At 68.7% G+C, this 20,695-nt stretch carries 20 protein-coding genes; 13 read left to right on the top strand and 7 right to left on the bottom strand.

Features of this window, described 5'->3' with window-relative positions:
- Genes NLI01S_RS16590 through NLI01S_RS16575 form a run of 4 tightly spaced genes read right to left on the bottom strand, consistent with a single transcriptional unit; the run spans position 1 to position 3,692 of the window.
- Positions 1–336, bottom strand: a complete 336-nt coding sequence (locus NLI01S_RS16590) for a non-heme iron oxygenase ferredoxin subunit (RefSeq protein ID WP_067605440.1) — start codon at positions 334–336, stop codon at positions 1–3.
- Positions 329–1,489, bottom strand: coding sequence for a Fe-S cluster assembly protein SufD (sufD, locus tag NLI01S_RS16585; protein WP_067605437.1), 1,161 nt, complete (start codon positions 1,487–1,489; stop codon positions 329–331). The genes NLI01S_RS16590 and sufD overlap by 8 nt, the downstream gene beginning before the upstream one ends.
- Position 1,490: 1 nt before the next feature.
- Positions 1,491–2,903, bottom strand: coding sequence for a Fe-S cluster assembly protein SufB (gene sufB, locus NLI01S_RS16580; protein ID WP_067605434.1), 1,413 nt, complete (start codon positions 2,901–2,903; stop codon positions 1,491–1,493).
- A gap of 21 nt (positions 2,904–2,924) precedes the next feature.
- Positions 2,925–3,692, bottom strand: a complete 768-nt coding sequence (locus NLI01S_RS16575; RefSeq protein WP_067605432.1) for a helix-turn-helix transcriptional regulator — start codon at positions 3,690–3,692, stop codon at positions 2,925–2,927.
- 380 nt (positions 3,693–4,072) lie between these two features.
- Here NLI01S_RS16575 and NLI01S_RS16570 point away from each other — a divergent pair, with 380 nt between their 5' ends.
- From NLI01S_RS16570 to NLI01S_RS16560, 3 genes are read left to right on the top strand one after another with little or no spacing between them, the layout of a single operon-like run.
- Positions 4,073–5,011, top strand: a complete 939-nt coding sequence (locus tag NLI01S_RS16570) for an ABC transporter ATP-binding protein (RefSeq protein ID WP_067605430.1) — start codon at positions 4,073–4,075, stop codon at positions 5,009–5,011.
- Between the two features lie 2 nt (positions 5,012–5,013).
- On the top strand, positions 5,014–5,850 hold the full coding sequence (locus tag NLI01S_RS16565; protein ID WP_067605535.1) for an ABC transporter permease: 837 nt from the start codon (positions 5,014–5,016) through the stop codon (positions 5,848–5,850).
- 51 nt (positions 5,851–5,901) lie between these two features.
- A complete protein-coding gene (locus tag NLI01S_RS16560; protein WP_067605428.1) occupies positions 5,902–6,702 on the top strand; it encodes an inositol monophosphatase family protein in 801 nt (266 codons plus the stop codon).
- A gap of 24 nt (positions 6,703–6,726) precedes the next feature.
- Here NLI01S_RS16560 and NLI01S_RS16555 read toward each other — a convergent pair whose 3' ends face one another.
- Positions 6,727–7,422 (bottom strand): RICIN domain-containing protein, encoded by a 696-nt coding sequence (locus NLI01S_RS16555; RefSeq protein WP_067605533.1) that lies wholly within the window; start codon positions 7,420–7,422, stop codon positions 6,727–6,729.
- 99 nt (positions 7,423–7,521) lie between these two features.
- Here NLI01S_RS16555 and NLI01S_RS16550 point away from each other — a divergent pair, with 99 nt between their 5' ends.
- The 4 genes from NLI01S_RS16550 (at position 7,522) to NLI01S_RS16535 (ending at position 10,394) form a co-directional block, all read left to right on the top strand.
- Positions 7,522–7,890, top strand: coding sequence for a hypothetical protein (locus NLI01S_RS16550; protein ID WP_067605424.1), 369 nt, complete (start codon positions 7,522–7,524; stop codon positions 7,888–7,890).
- 6 nt (positions 7,891–7,896) lie between these two features.
- Positions 7,897–8,775 carry an EamA family transporter gene (locus NLI01S_RS16545; RefSeq protein ID WP_157091056.1) on the top strand — a complete coding sequence of 293 codons (879 nt, stop codon included), beginning with the start codon at positions 7,897–7,899 and terminating at the stop codon, positions 8,773–8,775.
- Positions 8,776–8,921: 146 nt separating this feature from the next.
- Entirely contained in the window at positions 8,922–9,119 is a 198-nt protein-coding gene (locus tag NLI01S_RS16540) for a hypothetical protein (protein WP_067605419.1), read from the top strand.
- Between the two features lie 135 nt (positions 9,120–9,254).
- A complete protein-coding gene (locus NLI01S_RS16535) occupies positions 9,255–10,394 on the top strand; it encodes a COX15/CtaA family protein (RefSeq protein WP_067605417.1) in 1,140 nt (379 codons plus the stop codon).
- Here NLI01S_RS16535 and NLI01S_RS16530 read toward each other — a convergent pair.
- A complete protein-coding gene (locus NLI01S_RS16530; protein WP_067605416.1) occupies positions 10,309–11,616 on the bottom strand; it encodes a PrsW family intramembrane metalloprotease in 1,308 nt (435 codons plus the stop codon). The two genes, NLI01S_RS16535 and NLI01S_RS16530, sit on opposite strands and share 86 nt — an antisense overlap.
- A 129-nt stretch (positions 11,617–11,745) precedes the next feature.
- Here NLI01S_RS16530 and NLI01S_RS16525 point away from each other — a divergent pair, with 129 nt between their 5' ends.
- Positions 11,746–12,156, top strand: a complete 411-nt coding sequence (locus NLI01S_RS16525; RefSeq protein ID WP_067605415.1) for a hypothetical protein — start codon at positions 11,746–11,748, stop codon at positions 12,154–12,156.
- Positions 12,157–12,230: 74 nt separating this feature from the next.
- On the opposite strand, the gene NLI01S_RS16520 is transcribed toward NLI01S_RS16525, so the two are convergent.
- Positions 12,231–13,190: a heme o synthase gene (locus NLI01S_RS16520; RefSeq protein ID WP_067605413.1), complete on the bottom strand. Its 960-nt coding sequence runs from the start codon at positions 13,188–13,190 to the stop codon at positions 12,231–12,233.
- A 538-nt stretch (positions 13,191–13,728) separates the two neighbouring features.
- Between NLI01S_RS16520 and tkt the strand changes: the two genes are divergently transcribed.
- From tkt to pgl, 5 genes are all read left to right on the top strand, one after another.
- Complete coding sequence (gene tkt, locus NLI01S_RS16515; protein ID WP_067605411.1) at positions 13,729–15,822, top strand: transketolase; 2,094 nt, start codon at positions 13,729–13,731, stop codon at positions 15,820–15,822.
- A 63-nt stretch (positions 15,823–15,885) separates the two neighbouring features.
- On the top strand, positions 15,886–16,992 hold the full coding sequence (tal, locus tag NLI01S_RS16510; RefSeq protein ID WP_067605409.1) for a transaldolase: 1,107 nt from the start codon (positions 15,886–15,888) through the stop codon (positions 16,990–16,992).
- Between the two features lie 106 nt (positions 16,993–17,098).
- Complete coding sequence (gene zwf, locus NLI01S_RS16505; RefSeq protein ID WP_067605407.1) at positions 17,099–18,649, top strand: glucose-6-phosphate dehydrogenase; 1,551 nt, start codon at positions 17,099–17,101, stop codon at positions 18,647–18,649.
- Positions 18,650–18,665: 16 nt separating this feature from the next.
- Positions 18,666–19,586 (top strand): glucose-6-phosphate dehydrogenase assembly protein OpcA, encoded by a 921-nt coding sequence (locus NLI01S_RS16500; protein WP_067605403.1) that lies wholly within the window; start codon positions 18,666–18,668, stop codon positions 19,584–19,586.
- Position 19,587: 1 nt separating this feature from the next.
- Positions 19,588–20,334, top strand: a complete 747-nt coding sequence (gene pgl / locus NLI01S_RS16495; RefSeq protein ID WP_067605395.1) for a 6-phosphogluconolactonase — start codon at positions 19,588–19,590, stop codon at positions 20,332–20,334.
- The last annotated feature ends 361 nt before the right edge of the window (positions 20,335–20,695 follow it).

Below are 20,695 nucleotides of genomic sequence, written 5' to 3'. Positions count from 1 at the left end.
TCAGGAATTCTTCTCAGCCAGCGACACGAGCACGTCGTCGCCGTCGATCTTCACGTCATAGGTGGGGACCGGCTGGGTCGCGGGCGGGTTGATCGGCGCCCCCGAACTCAGGTCGAAGCACGAACCGTGCAGCCAGCACTCGATGGTGCCGTCCTCGACCTCGCCCTCGGAGAGGCGGACCTCCGCGTGCGAGCACACGTCTCGCAGCGCGAAGACCTCACCCTCGGAGCGCACCAGCGCGATGGGCGTCTCGTCGTCGGTCTCGACCCCCAGGACCCCCTCCTCGGGGATCTCGTCGAGCTCGGCGACCTTGGTCCAACCGCCCTGCTCACTCATGTGCGGCAAGCTTCCGCTCGACCTTCTCCATGACCCGCTCGCGCAGTTCCTCGTCGTCGATGCGGTTGACGATGTCCAGGAAGTAGCCGCGGATGATCAGGCGACGAGCCTCCTCCTCCGGGATACCGCGCGAGCGCAGGTAGAAGAGGTGCACGTCGTCCAGACGCCCGCTGGCGCTGGCGTGGCCCGCGCCCTGGACCTCACCGGTGAAGATCTCCAGGTTCGGGACGGAGTCCACCCGGGTGTCGTCGGAGAGCTGGAGGTTGCGGTTGTGCTCGTAGGAGTCGGTGCCCTCGGTGCCCTCGCCGATGATCACGTCACCGATCCAGACGGTGTGGGCCCCGGAGCCGTTGAGCGCGCCCTTGTAGTCCACCCTGGAGCGGGTGTACGACAGGTTGTGGTCGATGAGCGAACGGTGTTCGTGGTGCTGCTTGTCACCGGCGAAGTAGAGCCCGTAGAGCTCGGCGTTGCCGCCGCGACCCGTGTAGGACACGCGCGGCGACAGACGGACCAGGTCCCCGCCCAGGGTGACGATGACCGACTTGAAGCTCGCGTCCTTGGCCACCCGGGCGTTGTGCTGGCTGACCTCGACCGCGTCGTCGTCCCAGTCCTGGAGGCTGACCAGGTCGAGCTTGGCGCCCTCGCCGACGTGCACGTCGAGGTTGCCCGCGCGCACACCGGTACCGGTGTTGGTGATGATCACGGTGGCCTCGGCCATCGGCTGCACGTCGATGACGAGCTGCTCGAAGGCGGTGCCGCCCAAGGCCTTGCGGTCGATCGTGATCGCCTTGTCGGCCACCAGCGAGCGCGGCACGGTCACGACCGTGGCCTGCTCGAAGGCGCTGTAGGCCTGCGCGATGACGCGGTCCACGGGAAGGCCCGCGGTGCCCAGGCGCTCATCGTCCCGGCCGACCTGCTCGACGGTGACGCCCTCGGGCGCGTCGACGACGGTCTCGTCGGTGCCGTCGGTCTCGCCCTTCCAGTCCTGCAGACCCTTGAGACGACGCATCGGAGTGAAGCGCCACTCCTCCTCGCGTCCGTTCGGGACGGGGAAGTCGTTCACGTCGTGGGAACCGTGCGTGTCCAGCTTCGAGACCGGGATCTGGCCCAGTCCGTGGCTGTGCGCCTTGGGTTCGGTGTTCGTGGTGGTCAACTTAACCAACCGATCCTTCCATCTGGAGCTCGATGAGACGGTTCAGCTCCAGCGCGTACTCCATCGGGAGCTCCCTGGCGATGGGCTCCACGAAACCTCGAACGACCATGGCCATGGCCTCTTCCTCGCCCATCCCCCGACTCATCAGGTAGAAGAGCTGGTCCTCGCTGACCTTGGAGACGGTGGCCTCGTGCGCGAGCTCGGTGTCGTCCTCGCGCAGGTCGTTGTAGGGGTAGGTGTCGGAACGGCTGATCGTGTCGATCAGCAGCGCGTCGCACTCCACCGAGGACTTCGCCAGGTGGGCACCCTCCTGGACCTGGATCAGGCCGCGGTAGGAGGAGCGGCCGCCGCCGCGCGCCACCGACTTGGAGACCACCTTGGAGGTGGTGTTGGGCGCGCAGTGCACCATCTTGGCGCCGGTGTCCTGGTGCTGGCCCTCGCCGGCGAAGGCGATGGAAAGGGTCTCGCCGTTGGCGTGCTCGCCCATCAGGTACACGGCGGGGTACTTCATGGTGACCTGGGAGCCGATGTTGCCGTCGACCCATTCCATGGTGGCGCCCTCTTCGGCGATGGCGCGCTTGGTCACCAGGTTGAAGACGTTGTTCGACCAGTTCTGAATGGTCGTGTAACGGCAGCGGGCGTTCTTCTTGACGATGATCTCGACGACCGCGGAGTGCAGCGAGTCCGTCTTGTAGATCGGCGCGGTGCAACCCTCGACGTAGTGGACGTAGGCGCCCTCGTCGACGATGATCAGCGTCCGCTCGAACTGGCCCATGTTCTCGGTGTTGATCCGGAAGTAGGCCTGGAGCGGGATCTCCACGTGCACGTTCTTGGGCACGTAGACGAACGACCCGCCACTCCACACCGAGGTGTTGAGCGCGGCGAACTTGTTGTCGCCGGGCGGGATGACGGAGCCGAAGTACTCCTCGAAGATCTCCGGGTGCTCCTTGAGGGCGGTGTCGGTGTCCAGGAAGAGGACGCCCTGCTCCTCCAGGTCCTCACGGATCTGGTGGTAGACGACCTCGGACTCGTACTGCGCGGCGACACCGGCGACCAGGCGCTGCTTCTCCGCCTCGGGGATGCCCAGCCTGTCGTAGGTGTTCTTGATGTCCTCGGGCAGGTCCTCCCAGGAGGTGGCCTGCTTCTCCGTGGACCGCACGAAGTACTTGATGTTGTCGAAGTCGATCCTGGACAGGTCCGCGCCCCAGTCGGGCATGGGCTTCTTGTCAAAGAGCTTGAGCGACTTGAGACGGAGCTTGGTCATCCATTCCGGCTCGTCCTTCTTCGCCGAGATGTCCCGAACGACCTCTTCGTTCAGGCCACGACGGGCCGAGGCGCCGGCCGCGTCGGAGTCGGACCAGCCGAACTCATATGTTCCGAGCCCTTCGAGCTCGGGATGCGCGACAGAAGTCATGTGCGCGGACTCCTCCTGGACTCAGACGTCCTTGTGTTGCGATCCTCCGTCCGCCGTGCGGCGGACGCTGGTGGTCGCGGGGGCGTGTTCTTCCCCGCCCGCCACGTCTCCCCGAGGGGTGACGTGGGTGGTGCACACACCATCGCCGTGGGCGATGGTGGCCAACCTGCGCACCGGTGTGCCCAGCAGCCGCGCGAAGGCCTCGATCTCGGCCTCACAGAGTTGCGGGAACTCGGCGGCCACGTGCGCGACGGGGCAGTGATGTTGGCACAGCTGGTCACCGCCACCGGGTGCGGGCGCCTGGCCCGCACTGGCGGCGTAACCGTCGTTGGAGAGCGCCTCGGCCAGCAGCCGGACCCGCTGTTCGGCGGGGACGGCGTCCAGCAGGGGCTTGTAGCGCCGCTCCAGGTCGGCGACCTGGCTGCGGGCGAACTCCCCGATGGCCTCGGGACCGGCGCTCCGCGCCAAGAAGCGCAGCGCGTTGGACGCGAGGTCGTCGTAGGCGTGAACGAAGGCGTCGCGTCCGGCTTCGTTGATGACGAAGACCCGGGCGGGGCGACCACGACGACGGCGGCCCGGCGTGGGCCTGGCGTCGCGGGCTTCGATCATGCCCTCACTGGTGAGGTTGTCGAGGTGACGGCGAATGGCCGCCGGGGTCAACCCGAGCCGTTCTCCCAGGTCGGAAGCGGTGATCGGACCCTTCTCCAAGATGAGCCGGGCGACACGGGCGCGGGTTCCGTGATCGGGCCCGTTGAGGGGGCGGGGCACGCTGGACGATGCTTCGGACACGCGATTCCCCTCCCTCGGTCACAACCGGCTCTGTCATTAGACAACATCAGTGTGCCGTAAATAAGTCCACCTAGGCAAACCCGCCCCCATGCGCTTCGTCACGAAGGTCAGCCTTGCCTAATCTGGGGTTTCGCGCCGACACGACCCGCGTGACCGATACCCCCCGGCTCGCCGGATTCGATCCTTCGTCTTGTATAGCGAGACGCCAATCCCGCGATACGGTCGCACTCTCGTTCGACACGGGACGGTGACGGGCACCATTGGTGCACAACGAAGTGATTATGCATCATCATCCCCTTTCGACACCGTGCGCGTCCCACGCTCCCTCTCCGGACGGGGTGGTGAGGCACGACGGCGAAGCGCACGTAAACTCAGGCCCCATGGACACAGCCGCCCTCGAAGTCGTCGACCTGGTGAAGCACTACGGCTCCACCAAGGCCGTCACGGGCCTCTCGTTCACCGCGCGCCCGGGCGCGGTGACCGCCCTGCTCGGCCCCAACGGAGCGGGCAAGACCAGCACCATCGAGATCTGCGAGGGTTTTCGCCGCGCGGACGGCGGGAGCGTGCGCGTACTGGGCCTGGACCCGATCGGTGACGCCACCGAGCTCAAGCCCCGGGTCGGTGTGATGCCCCAGTCCGGTGGCGTGCCCACCGGCGCCCGCGCCGCCGAGTGGCTGCGCCTCATGGCGTCCTTCCACGCCAGCCCCATCGACCCCGACCTGCTCCTGGAACGGCTGGGTCTGACCTCGGCCGGCCGCACCCCCTTCCGCCGTCTGTCCGGCGGACAGCAGCAACGCCTCTCCCTGGCCTGCGCCGTCGTGGGTCGCCCCGAGATCGTCTTCCTCGACGAGCCCACCGCCGGGTTGGATCCCCAGGCCCGCATGGCCACCTGGGACCTGGTGTCGGCGCTGCGCACCGCGGGCGTCGCGGTCATCCTCACCACCCACCACATGGAGGAGGCCGAGCGCCTCTCCGACCACGTCGTCATCATCGACCACGGCGCGGTGGTCGTCGAGGGCACACCGGAGGAACTCACCGGTCGCCGCCGCGACGTGCGTTTCTCCACCGAGGCCCCCATCGACGTCGACTCCCTGCGCACCGCCCTGCCCGAGGGCGGGACCGTGGCCACCACGCTCGCGGGCGGCCGACACCAACACACCGTCACCGCGGACGACCCCGATGACCTGGGGCCCGAGTTCCTCGCCACGGTGACCGCCTGGTGCGCCTCGGCCGGCGTCCTCGCCGAGGACCTGCGCGTGCGACGGCGTACCCTCGAAGACGTCTTCCTCGAAACCACCGGCCGGGAACTGCGCGACTGATGATGACCGAGCACACCTTTGGCGCGACCGTCGCCGACTCAGACACCACACCGACCCTCTCGGGCGATCCCGGGCTGTTCACTCCGGCTCCGGGCGCCGCGCCCATGTGGCGCATGATCGCCGCCCAGGCCCGGATGGAACTGCGCGTGATGCTGCGCCATGGCGAGCAGTTCCTGCTCACCATGGTGATCCCCGTGCTGTTGCTGGTCGGGTTCAGCCTGGTCAACGTGTTGGACGTGGGCGAAGGCGCCCGGGTGGACGCGCTCACCCCCGGCATCCTGGCCCTGGCGATCATGTCCACCTCGTTCACCGGGTTGGCCATCGGCACCGGTTTCGAACGGCGATACGGCGTGCTCAAGCGACTGGGCGCGACCCCGTTGTCCCGGTTCGGGCTGCTGGCCGCCAAGACACTGGCCGTATTGGCCGTGCAGACCATCCAGGTCACCATCCTGTGCGTGGTCGCGGTCCTGCTGGGTTGGAACCCCGCGTTGAGCCCGACCGGTGTGCTCGCCGTCCTGGTCCTGGGCCTGCTGGCCACCGCGGCGTTCAGCTCACTGGCGTTGCTGATGGCGGGCACTCTGCGCGCCGAGGCGACCCTGGCCGGCGCCAACCTGGTGTACGTCCTCCTACTGGGTCTGGGCGGTGTGCTCTTCCCCACCAGCAACTTCCCCGCCCCGATGGAGCAGGCGGTCTCGGTGCTGCCGATCACCGCGCTCGCCTCGGGGCTGCGCGAGTCGCTCGCGCACGGTGCACTGCCGTCCGCGGGCACCTTCCTGGTGCTGGTCGCGTGGACCCTGGTGTGCGGGCTGCTCGCCTCGCGTCTGTTCCGCTGGGAGTGACCCCGGGGGCGGGGCCCGGACCAGGGGTCGCGCGGTCGTAGGCTGTCGGCCATGACGATCGACATCGACGCCGTGACCAAGATCCTCCGCGAGGCCGCGCAGGAGTCGATCCTGCCGCGCTTTCGGTCCCTAGGCCGGGACGAGGTGACCGAGAAGGCACCCGGCGAGATCGTCACCGTGGCCGACCGTGAGTCCGAGGTCGCCATCACCCGCAGACTCCGCGAACTCCTGGACGTTCCAGTCGTGGGCGAGGAGGCCACCTCCACCGACCCGAAACTGCTCCGGGCCCTGACCGACGAACCGGCGGCGTGGTTGGTCGACCCGCTGGACGGCACCCGCAACTTCGTGCGCGGCTCGGAGGACTTCGCGGTGATGGCCGTGTTGGTGCGCGAGGGCGAGGCCGTCGCCTCCTGGATCCTGCGCCCGACCCAGGACCGTGTGTACACGGCCGAACTCGGTTCGGGGGCCTGGTGTGACGGACGTCGGCTGCGTCGAGAGCCCGCACCGGCCGAACCCGCGCGGATGCGCGGAGCGGTGCAGTCCCGGTTCCTGTCCCCCAGTGCACGAGAACGCGTCGAGGCCGCCGTGGACCGATTCGCCGAGGTGGGTCCGGGCGCTTCCTGCGCCGGGGTGGACTACCCCCTGTTGGCCGAGGGCGAGCTGGACTTCGTTCTCTACCATCGGACCCTGCCCTGGGACCACACCCCCGGCGGCCTGCTGATCACCGAGGCCGGTGGGGTCGCACTCCGGCCCGAGGGCGACCCCTACCGTCCCGGCGACGACCGGCTGGGCCTGTTGAACGCCGCCGACGAGGCCACTTGGCGGACGGTGCGCTCCCTGTTGCTGTCCTGACCCGGCGCTCCGGGCCGGGTCGGTTCAGTCCAAGGGGGCCAGGCGCCATCGTTGGTGGGGGTGGTCCTCGTCCTCGGCCGGGGCGGCGAGGGTGCCGTTGTCCGGTTCACCGCCCTGCCCTTCGAGGGCCTTGCCCGAGGCGCGGTTGACCAGGCGGACCACCCCGTCATCGGCCTCGACCACGGTCCAGTGCTGGTTGGGCTCGCCGGTGCGGGTGAGCAGGGTGGCCGCCGGCTCCGCCTCGGGGTCGGGTTCGGCGGGGAACTCCAACAGCTTGCCGCTGCCCACGCCGACGATCTCGTAGAAGTCGTCCTCGACGGGGACGAACCTCCACTGCTGGTTCTGCTCGTCGTGGCGATCCCACAGGTGCACGTGGGCCCCGTTGTCGGTGGAGCCGCCCGCGACGTCCAGGGCCCGTTCGCCGTTCACGTTCAGCAGGGCGTAATCGACCGTCGGATCCAGACCGGCCGGGTGGGTCCTCTCCTGCGGCTCGGGGTCCTCGGAGGGTTCGGGCTCGGGAACTCCGGAGGGGTCGACGAGGATCCCGGAGGTCACCGTCATCTCCTCGACCTGTGACGTGGTCTCGGCGAAGAACATCCCGCCGGTGTAGCCACCCACCACCACCGCCAACAGCAGGGCCAGCGCACCGGCCACCATCGGCCAACGAGGCAGGCCCTCGGGGGCTGTGCGGGTGCGGACTCTACGTCGGGAGCGGGACATCGTGGGACTCTCCAGCGAGGACGGGGTCATCCGGGATCGGACCGAACCATTTCACACCATGCCGGTCGTGTCTCGAACCTCCCCGATAGGGTTCCCGACATGGAGAGCATCGGCGTGCCCTGGTTCATCGTGGTCCGTTATCTGGGCCCGCCCCTGTTCCTCGTGCTGGTGGGGGGTGCCCTCCTGTGGTGGCGACGTCCGCCCCGGGCCGGGTTGGCGTGGACCGCCCTGGTGGTGAACCTGTTCGCGGCGACGCTGCCGTTCCTGTGGATCGGTGTGCAGTCGCTCACCGGCGAGGGCGACCTGACGGTGATCGGTCTGGTGATGACGCTCCTGCAACCCGCCGTGGTGGTCATCGCGTGGTCGTTGCTGTTGCTGGCCTTCGTCGGGGGTCCGCGCGAACACTCGGACGCGACCGAGGTCGAGGGGGCCGAGGCGGCGGCCCGCACCCCGCAAAACGTAGGATGACTCATCATGAGCACCAGTACGTCCCGCCTCTCCCCCGGCGCGGTACTCGATTCGATGCCGCCCGTGTGGCTGATCCTGATCGGCATCGTCTCCGTGCAGACCGGTGCCGGGGTGGCCAAGAACCTCTTCGAGGCGTTGCCGCCCGCCGCGGTGGTCTGGCTGCGTCTGCTCACCTCCGCGGTCGTCCTGGTGGTCCTGGCGCGTCCGGTGCTGCGCGCTCGGAGCCGCACCGACTGGATGGTGGTGGTCGGCTACGGGGTGGCGCTGGCCGGCATGAACTTCCTCATCTACCAGGCCTTCGCCCGCATTCCGTTGGGCATCGCCGTCACCATCGAATACCTGGGACCGCTGGCCATCGCGATCCTGGGCTCACGTCGACGCGTCGACCTTCTGTGGGCCGGTCTGGCCGGACTCGGCGTGGCGGCCCTGGGCGTGGAGTTCGCCTCGCTCGACCCGCTGGGCGTGCTCTTCGCGGTGCTCGCCGCGGTCGCCTGGGCCGGCTACATCCTGCTGAGCGCGGCCACGGGGCAGCGGTTCAGCGGCGCCTCCGGAGTGGCCATCGGCAGTGTGGTGGGGGTCATCGTCCTGGCTCCGGCGGGGATCGCCGAGGGCGGCGCCGCGCTGCTCGACTGGCGGCTGCTGCTCTTCGGGCTGGCCGTGGGCGTGCTCTCCTCCGTCATCCCCTACACGATGGAATTGAACGCGCTGCGTCGGATCCCGCCACGGGTGTTCGGGGTGCTGATGAGCCTGCAACCGGCGGCCGCCGCCCTGGTGGGGCTGGTCCTGCTCGGTGAACTGCTGACCGTGTGGCAGTGGCTGGCGGTGGCCTGTGTGATCCTGGCCAGCGCCGGTTCGACCCGCACCTCCTCTCCTTCGAGCTCCTGACCCCCTCGATGCGCCTTTTGCTTCCTATCTGGAACTGCAAGACGACACAAAAAATAAGCACAGAGAGTTTCCAGCCACGAGCGAAGGGCTATCAGGGCTGGTGGGCAGCGCGCCCAAGCCGTTGTAGTCGCTCGAAAGGCAAAGCAATGCGAACCATGACCAAGTGTGCGGTCGCCGCTCTGTTCACCGCGGGTCTGCTCGGAGCGGGTGCCGGAGCCGCGACCGCCGGCACCCACTCCGAGTCCGAGGTCTACCAGGCGTGTGTCAAGGAGCAGAACACCCTGGGCCTGATCAACCTGGACCTCGACCTGCTGAGCCAGTGCATCGCCAACTACAACGACTGATCCGGGTCCGATGACCCAGGGTCCCGGGGTTCGACCCCGGGACCCTTTCCATGCCACCCGGCCCCATCGACGCAGGTGGAGCCACTCGGCGGGGTCGCGTAATCGCCACCACGACGATGTACTACAGTCTGTCGTATGTCTGATTCCCCGGTCGCCGCGACGACGACCAACGCACTCTCTTCGATCGCGGCCGACGAGCTCGAGGACATCGTGCTCCTCGGCGTGCCCCTGTGGGGTTGGCAGGTCGCCTTGGCCGCCCTCGGCGTGCTGGCCCTGGTCCTGTTGGCCGGCACCATCTGGAAACCCACGCAGAGGTCGCTGCGCGGTTGGGCACTGGGGAACGTCGTGGTCAACGCCGGGATCGCCGTCACCGGCGCCACCGTCCGGGTCACCTCCTCGGGGTTGGGCTGCTCCGAGTGGCCCCGGTGCACCCCCGACAGCTTCGTGCCGATCGACACCGGGCACGCGGCCTTCAACGCCGCCATCGAGTTCGGCAACCGCACCCTGACCTTCCTCGTCCTGGCGGTCGGCGTCATCACCCTGATCGCCGTGCTGCGGTCGACCCCGCGTCGCCGTGACCTGACCCGCCTGGCCACCATCATCCCCCTCGGCGTGCTGGGTCAGGCCGTGGTCGGCGGCATCACCGTCTGGACCGACCTGCACCCGGCCTCGGTCGCCACTCACTTCCTGTTGTCCATGGTGATGGTCTTCATCGCCGTCGCGTTGTACGTACGCTGCCAGGAGCCCGAGGGAACTCCCAAGGTCGTCGTGGGACCGATGCTGCACACCGTGGGCATCGCCCTGGTCGTGGTCGGCTTCCTGCTGCTCATCGCCGGAACCGTCGTCACCGGCACCGGCCCGCACGGTGGTGACGCGGCCGCCCCGCGTTGGGAGATGGACCTGCCCGCGGTCACCCGCGTGCACTCGGTCCTGGGTTGGCTGACCCTGATGGGCAGCGCCGCCGCCGTCCTGCTCGCCCACCGGGGCGGGGCCGGTCGGCCCGCCCGCCTGAGCAGCGTGGCGCTGCTGGTGATCGTGCTGCTCCAGGGTGTCTTGGGCTACACCCAGTACGCCCTGGAACTGCCCGAGACCCTCGTGGTGCTGCACGTGCTCGGTTCGGCGCTGACCTGGGTCGCGATCGCACGACTGTACTTCGCCACCACACGGCTGACCCCGACGGAGGAGCGGATCAGTACCGAGGCGGGTACGGAGGCCGGCCCTGAGGCTGGCCGTGACGGGGAACGTAGTCCTGCTGAGCCTGCGCCTGGGCGATGACGTGCGCGAAGTCCGCGCGCCGCATGAAACCCGAGTCCGTGGGACGCTCCGCCCAGCCCGGGGTGACCGGCTGGGGTAGCCGCCCCAGGAAGGTGTCCCGGGCCACGTGCATCAGGGCCAGGAACGCGTCGCGGTTGACCTTCCAGTCCTTGCGGGCCACCCCCGCGTCCAGCTTCTGGTGCAGCAACGCGAGCTCCGTGGCGGCCAACTGGTAGTCCTTCATCGCCGTGCGCCCACGGGCGCCGGCGTTGTGCACCGCCCAATCCCTGGCCTGGCGTCGGCCCTGCATGGAACCGAGCATGGTGATGTCGGCGGGGGTCACCAGGCCGGTGGAGATGTAGGGCGGCAGGTAGCGGGCGATCGCGGTGATCTGGTCGCGCCGGTCCCGGCGGGCGATGCCCAAGATGGCCATGAGCACCACGAACAGAACCAGGTAGGCCACACCCAGACCGCCCCACCCGAAGAGGGTCGCGCCGTTCCACATGCCGTGCAGCAACACCGCCAGGACCCAGCCGGCGATGGGGGCGAGGAAGCGTGGTCCCCCACTGCGCATGGCCGCGTAGGCGACACCGATACCGATCATCGCGGTGTAGAGCGGGTGGCCGAAGGGCGCGATGATCCCGCGGATGGCGAAGGTCGCGACCAGTGTGCCGTCGAAGAAGGCGCTGAGGAAGTACAGGATGTTCTCGGTGAACGCGAAGCCGGTGGCCACCATGCCCGCGTAGACCACGCCGTCGGTGAAGGTGTCGATCTCGTGGCGACGCCGCCACAGCAGGATGAGCAGCACCAGACCCTTGGCGCTCTCCTCCACCACCGGGGCCACCAACGAGGTACCGAGGAAGTCGCCCAGGTCCGGCCCGAAGAACGGCACCATGAGGTAGGCGATGCCCCAGGTGTTGAGGAGGAAGGACGCCACGACCGCCACTCCGGCCCCCCACACGAAGGCGAAGAACAGCACCCACCCGGGCTCGGGTTCGATGCGGTCCAACAGGAGGATGAGCGGGATGAGGATGGTGACCGGGACGATGGCCGCGAGCAGGCTCACCGTGAAGCCGACCGCCCCGTCGATCCCCGCGGCCGCGCCCCCCGCCATGGCCAGGAGCCACAGGTAACCGAGCATGCCGATCATGCACACCACGCTGATGGTGATGCCCAGGATGAGCGTCATCGAGTAACGGGATCTGCGGCCCTGGAGAATGGCCTTGCTGTCGAGTCGGGGCATGAGCACAGATCGTAGCGCTTGCCATCGGCGGCGCCGACTCCCCCTCCACCCTGCGGGGATTGCCTCGGAGGGGCCGTCCGTGTACGACAGGAGGACAGTCCCACCCGACCCACTCGGAAAGGCCCCACCATGGCCCCGAACGACACCGCCCGGGCCCGCCCCGTCACCGCCTGGGAGTGGGTGCTGCGCGTGACGGTGCCGGCCGCGCTGGCCGCGCTCCTGTGGGAGTTCGTCACCGCCGGCCAACTGATCACCTACAACCTGGACGCCCTGCCGTTCCACTACGCCGGAGCGTTCGCGGTACACGTGACCACCGGCGCGCAACTGCTCGCCGCGGGCGCGCTGTGGTCGTCCAAGGGCCGAGGTCCCGGGACTCACCGCACGGTCCTCCTGCTCAGCCTGGGGGCGTTCGTGGTGGGCTTTCCACAGGCGGCGCTGGGCACCTACGGCCCCCTTCAGGCACACGTCCCCCTGGCGTTGCTGCTGGTGACCCTGGTGGTGTGGTCGGCCGCGCTGATCTTCCGCCGTCGATCCACCTGAGTCGGCCCGCGTAACGGAAACGGCGCCCGTCCCCAGCGAGGGACGGGCGCCGTCGTCGTCTATCGGGTCGACCTTCAGCCGAGCACGCCGGCCAGGAGCGGGTCGATGGTCACGGCCGAGAACAGCAGCGCCAGATAGGCGTTGGACAGGTGGAAGAAGCCCATGGTCTTGAGCTTGGCACCGGTCACACCCGCCTTGGAACGGCTCAGCAGTCGGTGGGCCTGGAACACCAGCAGGGCGCCCAGGATCAGCGCGACCGCGCCATAGAACCAGGTGGTGCCGGCCACCGGCCAGAAGGCGAGGGAGACGATGACGGTCGCCCAGCTGTAGAGCACCGACTCCAGCAGCACCCGGCGGTCACTGGCGACCACGGGCAGCATCGGCACCTTGGCGGCCGCGTAGTCCTCGCGATAGCGCATGGCCAGGGTCCAGGTGTGCGGGGGCGTCCAGAAGAACACCACCAGGAACAGCACGAACGGCGCCCAGTCGAGGCTGTTGGTGACCGCGGCCCAACCGATGAGCACGGGCATGCAGCCGGCGATACCGCCCCACACCACGTTCTGCGCGGTGCGCCGCTTGAGCAGCATCGAGTACACGAAGATGTAGAACCCGATCGCGAACAGCGACAGCACGGCGGACAGCACGTTGACGAACACCAGGAACCCGACCGTGGAGCCGACCGCCAGGATCAGCCCGTAGACCAGGGCCCCCTTGGGGGTGACCAGGTCCATCGCGGCCGGACGCTGACGGGTGCGACGCATCTCACGGTCGATGTCGCGGTCGATGTAGCAGTTCATCGCGTTGGCGCTGGCCGCCGACATGGTGCCGAACAGCAGGGTGGCCACCGCGATCCACAGCGGCGGCACACCGCCTGCGGCCACGAACATCACCGGGATGGTGGTGATGAGCAGCAGTTCGATGACGCGGGGTTTGGAAAGCGCGACATAGGCGCGGACGTACTCGCCCAGGGAGGCCTTGCGGGGAGCCTCGGGGGTGGACGATCCGACCTGAGGGGAACGATTGGTAAGCGCCATCAGTACCGCGTCCCCACGGCCGAAAGCACTCCTGTCCCCTGCGGGGCCGGCTCGGTTTCAGACACGCGGATACCTCGACAACTCTTCGGGAATTTCAACACTGCTCGCCACGCGGGGTCGAGCGGACCGACAAACCGTCAGGATCAGCGAAAACCCCGTCAACGACATACTGTAGTACTTCCTTGAGCGGGCCGATGACCAACCCCCTGGGAACGAAGCCCCACCCGTCAGGTGACCTTCGCCCCATGACGAGCGGCCACGGGAGTGAGGCGGGTGTAAGGAAGGTTCGCACAAGCCCCATCGTGCCACCAACGTGCCACGCTTCCGTTACCCACGGGTAAGAGGAGGTGTCGGCCAACGACACGTCTCGACACGGACGATAGGCTCGCAAACAGCGCCGTTCTCACCCTCCACACCCTTTCGGCCCACCCCATCGGTGGGCCGTCACCGGGGTGCCCGGCGACCGACAAGTACACACCACCCCACACCGCCCCGAACGCCGGATGGTTCGGGTGCCCGAGAAGGAGGACGTCAGTCCGTGAACGCCCACACCCCGCAGACTCTGGAGTGGTCGGACCTCGACCTCCGCGCCGTGAACACGGTCCGGGCACTGGCCATGGACTCGGTGGAGAAGTCGGGTAACGGTCACCCCGGTACCGCGATGAGCCTGGCTCCCGCCGCCTACCTGCTGTTCCAGAAGATCATGCGGCACGACCCCTCCGACCCCGAGTGGGCCGGCCGCGACCGCTTCGTCCTATCGATCGGTCACTCCAGTCTCACCCTGTACATCCAGCTCTACCTCGCCGGATACGGCCTGGAGCTGGAGGACCTGAAGTCCCTGCGCCAGTGGGGCAGCCGCACCCCGGGCCACCCCGAGTTCAGCCACACCCCCGGTGTGGAGACCACCACCGGCCCGCTGGGGCAGGGCGTGGGCAACGCCGTGGGCATGGCCATGGCCGCCCGCCGCGAACGCGGCCTGTTCAGCCCCGAGGCCGGACCGGGCGCGAGCCCCTTCGACCACCACATCTACGCGTTCTGCTCCGACGGTGACGTTCAGGAAGGCGTGAGCCACGAGGCCAGCGCCCTGGCGGGGACCCAGCAGCTGGGCAACCTCATCATGATCTACGACGACAACAAGATCTCGATCGAGGACGACACCCGCATCGCCCACAGCGAGGACGTGGCCGCCCGCTACGCCGCCTACGGCTGGCACGTCGAGGACGTCGACTGGACCGCCACCGGCGAGTACGTCGAGGACATCGAGGCCCTCCACCAGGCGATCCTGCGCGGAAAGGCCGAGACCGAGCGTCCCACCTTCATCCGTCTGCGCACCGTCATCGGGTGGCCGGCGCCCAACAAGCAGAACACCGGCGCCATCCACGGTGCCGCGATCGGCGCCGACGAGATCTCCGCCACCAAGCAGATCCTGGGCCTGCCCGACGAGCCGTTCGGTGTCGAGGACTCCGTCATCGAGCACACCCGCAAGGCCGTTGACCGCGGCCGTGCGGCGCACGACGCCTGGAAGGTCGAGTTCGACGCCTGGCACAAGGGCGCCGGTGAGCGCGCCGAGCTGTTCGATCGCCTGATCGAACAGCGGCTCCCCGAGGGCTGGGAGGAGTCCGTTCCCACCTTCGAGGCGAGCGAGAAGGGCATGGCCACCCGTAAGGCCAGCGGTGAGGTGCTCTCCGCCCTGGCCCCGGTGCTGCCCGAGCTGTGGGGCGGCTCCGCCGACCTGGCCGGGTCCAACAACACCACGCCCAAGGGCGAGCCGTCCTTCCTGCCCTTCGACCGTGCCAGCGAGATGTTCCCCGGCAACCCCTACGGGCGTGTGCTGCACTTCGGTGTGCGCGAGCACGGCATGGGTTCGATCCTCAACGGCATCGCCCTGCACGGCCCCACCCGCCCCTACGGCGGCACGTTCCTCGTGTTCAGCGACTACATGCGTCCGGCCGTGCGTCTGGCCGCGATCATGCAGCTGGGCATCACCTACGTGTGGACTCACGACTCCATCGGTCTGGGTGAGGACGGCCCCACCCACCAGCCGGTCGAGCACCTGTGGTCGCTACGGGCCATCTACGGCCTGGACGTGGTCCGTCCGGCGGACGCCAACGAGACCGCCGTGGTGTGGCGTTCGATCATGGAGAACGGTGACCGGCCCTCCGCCCTGTCGTTGACCCGCCAGAACCTGCCCGTCCTGGACCGTCAGGAGTACGCTCCGGCCGAGGGCGCGGTCAAGGGCGGTTACGTGCTGGCCGAGGCCGACGGCGAGAGCCCCGAGGTGATCATCATCGCCACCGGAAGTGAGGTGCAGATCGCCCTGGAAGCCCGCAAGTCCCTCCAGGAAGCGGGTACGCCCACCCGTGTGGTCTCGATGCCGTGCGTGGAGTGGTTCGACCGTCAGGACGAGGAGTACCGCGAGCAGGTGCTGCCCTCCTCGGTGCGCGCCCGTGTGTCGGTCGAGGCCGGTATCGCCATGGGTTGGCGCGCCTACGTCGGCGACGCCGGCGAGTCGGTGAGCCTGGAGCACTACGGTGCCTCCGCTCCCTACCAGGTCCTGTACGAGAAGTTCGGCTTCACGACCGAGGCCGTCGTCGAAGCGGCTCGCAGGAGCCTCGCCAAGTCCGGCAAGTGATCAGGGGGTCCGCCGCGGATGAGCCCCGCGGCGGGCCTCGTTCCCGCCAAGGAAGGAACACGTATGAGCAACGCACTCCGGGACCTGTCCGAGGAGGGCGTTTCGGTCTGGCTGGACGACATCAGCCGCGAACGTCTCCGGACCGGCGATCTGACCGAGCTGATGTCGACCAAGCACGTGGTCGGCGTCACCTCCAACCCCACCATCTTCGACAAGGCCCTCGCCGAGGGCGACGCCTACGACGAGCAGGTCCACGAGCTGGCCGTGCGGGGCGTCTCGGTGGAGGAGGCGGTACGCTCCATCACCGCCTACGACATCCGGTGGGCCGCGGACGTGCTGCGTCCGGTCTACGACGCCACCGACGGCGTGGACGGCCGCGTGTCCCTCGAGGTGGACCCGCGCCTGGCCGACGACGCCGAGCGCACCGCCGCCGAAGCCAAGGCCCTGTGGTGGCTGGTGGACCGGCCCAACCTGATGGTCAAGATCCCCGCTACGGCAGCGGGTCTGCCGGCCATCACCCGGACCCTGGGCGAGGGCATCAGCGTCAACGTCACGCTGATCTTCTCCCTTGAGCGCTACCGACAGGTGATGGACGCGTTCTTGGAGGGCATGGAGCTGGCCCGGATCAACGGCCACGACCTGTCCAAGATCCACTCGGTGGCGTCCTTCTTCGTCAGCCGGGTGGACACCGAGGTCGACAAGCGTCTGAAGGCGATCGGCACCGACGAGGCGCTCGCCCTGACCGGCAAGGCGGCACTGGCCAACGCGCGCCTGGCCTACGAGGCCCACACCAAGGTGTTCTCCTCGCCCGAGTGGCGTGCCCTCGCCGACCAGGGCGCCAAGCCGCAGCGTCCGCTGTGGGCGTCCACCGGCGTCAAGGACCCGACGCTGGAGGACACCCTCTACGTCACCGGTCTGGTGGCCCGCGACACCGTGAACACCATGCCGCAGGCCACCCTGGACGCGACCGCCGACCACGGTCGGATCACCGGCAACACCGTTCTGGGCACCTACGAGCAGTCCCAGGACGACTTCGCCGCTCTCGCGGACGTCGGAGTGAGCCTGACCGACGTGTTCACCGTCTTGGAGAAGGAAGGAGTCGACAAGTTCGTCGATTCCTGGAAGAGCCTCCTGGAGGCCCTGTCGGCCAAGCTCGAAAAGCTCCGCTGACACCGCGGGCCGTTCCGGGGCACGGCTTTGGAACGGCCCGCGAGCACACCACCGAAGCACCGGCCACTCTCCATCGGAAAGAGAAGAGACCGTGAAAGAACCGGTGATGCCGGGGGCGGTACCCAACCCGCTCCGCAACGCCCTGGACCGAAGACTTCCCCGGATCGCCGGGCCCAGCGTTCTGGTGCTGTTCGGGGTCACGGGTGACCTGGCGCGCAAGAAGCTGCTGCCTGGCATCTACGACCTGGCCAACAGGGGACTGCTGCCGCCGGGCTTTGGTCTGGTGGGTTTCGCCCGCCGGGACTGGGAGGACCAGGACTTCGCCCAGGTGGCCCAGGAAGCCGTGCGCAAACACGCGCGCACGCCGTTCCGTGAGGACGTGTGGCGCCAACTCAGCGAGGGCGTGCGGTTCGTGCAGGGCGACCTGGACGACGACGAGGCCTTCGACGAGCTGGCCCGGACCGTGACGGAACTGGACCACGAGCGCGGTACCGGCGGCAACTACGCGTTCTACCTGTCGCTGCCGCCCAAGCTGTTCCCGACCGTGGTCACCCAGCTCAAGCGGTCCGGTCTGGCCCAGGCCGAGGAGGGTTCGGGGCCGGGCGGGATCACCCCGTGGCGCCGGGTGGTGATCGAGAAACCCTTCGGACACGACCTGGAGAGCGCACAGGAGCTCAACCAGGTCGTGGACGAGGTCTTCCCTCCCTCGGCGGTGTTCCGCATCGACCACTACCTGGGCAAGGAGACCGTCCAGAACATCCTGGCGTTGCGCTTCGCCAACACCCTGTTCGAGCCGCTGTGGAACCGCAGCTACGTCGACCACGTGCAGATCACGATGGCCGAGGACATCGGTGTGGGCGGTCGCGCCGGCTACTACGACGGCATCGGCGCGGCTCGCGACGTGATGCAGAACCACCTGCTGCAACTGCTGGCGCTCGTGGCCATGGAGGAGCCGGTCTCCTACAACGCCGACGCGATCCGCACGGAGAAGGAGAAGGTGCTCTCCGCCGTCACCCTGCCCGAGGACCTGGCCACCGGCACCGCCCGGGGCCAATACGCCGCCGGGTGGCAGGGCGGCGCGGCGGTGCGCGGATACCTCGAAGAGGAGGGCATCCCCTCCGACTCGGTGACCGAGACCTACGCGGCGTTGAAGGTGAACGTGGGCACCCGCCGTTGGGCGGGTGTTCCCTTCTACATGCGTACCGGCAAGCGTCTGGGCCGCCGCGTCACCGAGGTGGCGTTGGTGTTCCAGGCCGCGCCGCAGCAGATGTTCTCCCGCACCGATGTCAGCGAACTGGGGCAGAACGCCTTGGTGCTGCGTATCCAACCGGACGAGGGTGTGACCCTGCGGTTCGGTTCCAAGGTGCCGGGCACCTCCATGGAGGTGCGCGACGTGAGCATGGACTTCACCTACGGACAGTCCTTCACCGAGGCCAGCCCCGAAGCCTACGAGCGGCTCATCCTGGACGTGCTCATCGGCGACCCGCCGCTGTTCCCGCGGCAGGAGGAAGTGGAGCTGTCCTGGCGGATCCTGGACCCGGTCGAGGAGTACTGGGCCGCGAACGGCAAGCCCGAACAGTACGGTTCGGGTACCTGGGGTCCGGAGTCCGCCCACGAACTGCTCGCCAGGGACGGCCGCCAGTGGCGACGTCCGTGACCGACGGGAGGAATCGATGACGCTCTACCTGCCGCGCACCACCACCTCGGAGATCACCGAGGCGCTCATGGCCGAACGGCTCAGCGTCGGTGGCGGTGCCATGAACATGGTGCTCACCCTGGTCATCGTCACCGACGAGGCCGACCACTACGACGCCGTACGGGCCGCCACCGAGGCCGGGCGCGAACACCCCTCGCGGGTGGTGGCGCTCGTTCGTCGTGACCCCAAGGCCGAACCCACCATCGACGCCGAGATCCGTCGACCGGGCACCTCGGGGCCCGGCGAAGCGGTGCTGTTGCGCCTGTACGGGCCCCTGGGCGAACATCCGGACTCGGTGCTCACCCCGCTGCTGGTGCCGGACGCGCCCGTGGTGGTGTGGTGGCCGGGGCAGGGTCCGGTCGACCCGGCATCGGACCCGGTGGGCCGACTCGCCCAACGTCGGATCACCGACGCCCTGCGCTCCCCGGACCCACTGCGCGACCTGATGGACCGGGTCGCCCACTACCGTCCCGGTGACACCGACCTGACCTGGACCCGGCTCACCCCGTGGCGCTCACTGCTGGCCAGCGTCATGGACCAGCCCTGCGGGTGGGTGACCGGGGCCAAGGTGACGGCCGAACCCGACTACCCGAGCGCCGACCTGCTCGCGGCGTGGCTGTCCGAACGCCTGGAGATCTCGGTGGAGCGTCACTCCTCGGACGGTCCCGGACTGACCGAGGTGAGTCTGACCACCGACCAGGGGGACATCGTGATCTCCCGACGCGATGGCCGCGTGGCCACCCTGAGCAGGTTCTCCCAGCCCGACCAAAGGGTGGCCCTGGCCCGACGCGGTGCCGCCACGGCGCTGGCCGAGGAGCTGCGCCGCCTGGACCCCGACGAAACGTACGCGAACGCGGCCCGCCATCTCGGGCCGATGCTCGCTGGAAGCGGAGCTTGAGATGAGCGAACCGGAGATCGTCCGCACCAACGACGCCGCACAATTGGCGCAGAGCGCGGCCTCACGGTTGGCGCAGCTGATCGTGAGCGCTGAGACGGCCGAGCGCGACTTCCACCTCGTGCTGACCGGCGGTGGGGTCGGTATCCAGACCCTCGCGGCCCTGCGCGACGAGGCCAAGGCCAGCGGTATGAAGTGGTCCCACGTGCACCTGTGGTGGGGCGACGAGCGTTTCCTGCCCGAGGGGGACGCCGAGCGCAACGAGACCCAGGCCCGCGAGGCGCTGATCGACGACATCGAGATCCCTGCCGACAACGTGCATCCGATGCCGGCCTCCGACGGGACCGACCTCGCCGAGGCCGAGCGCGCGGCGACCAACTACTCGGCCGCGCTGTCGGTGGCCGCACGGGGCGAGGGGCCGGTACCCGATTTCGACGTGTGCCTGTTGGGCCTCGGGCCGGACGCGCATGTCGCCTCGCTGTTCCCGGGCCTGCCGGGCGTCCGAGAGGACGGGGCCGCCGCCGTGGCGGTCCATGACTCCCCCAAGCCCCCGCCGACCCGGGTGAGCCTGACCCTGTCGTCCATCAACTCGGCGCGTCAGGTGTGGGTACTGGCGTCGGGTGAGTCCAAGGCCGAAGCGGTGCGTCTGGGGCTGTCCGGTGCGAGCGTGGACGAAGCACCGGTCGCGGGTGTGAAGGGCGACGAGAAGACGGTGTTCTGGTTGGACGAGGCGTCCGCGTCGAAATTGTAGTGGTGCGCCTACAGACGTAGGAAAGAACGCACGGAGAAGCGATGCCCTGGCCGGGACCCGGCCAGGGCATCGTCATGTGCGGGGTTGGAGGCGGATGGGGTGGGGGTGGATGGGTTGGAACCGGGGGTGGAGGTGGGGATGGGGATGAGCGCGGGGCAGAGGCGAAGACGAGGGCCGGCCCCAGAGTTGTCCACAGGTGGACGGGGTGGGGTGGCGGTTGGCGGGTGAGTTGATGTCTTCTTGATATGGGGGAGCTTCTGGCTCCGCCGACTTCGTGCTGCCTCGGGTCGGGGTATAGGTGTCGAGTACAGATGAGTGCGTGGGGCGCCTCGGGTCGTGGTCCTTGGGGTTGTTGGGCGGG

It is taken from the genome of Nocardiopsis listeri NBRC 13360 (assembly GCF_001570765.1).
Classification (GTDB): domain Bacteria; phylum Actinomycetota; class Actinomycetes; order Streptosporangiales; family Streptosporangiaceae; genus Nocardiopsis; species Nocardiopsis listeri.
Note: the sequence above shows the minus strand (reverse complement) of the source record. Positions and strands in the feature narration are given on the sequence as shown.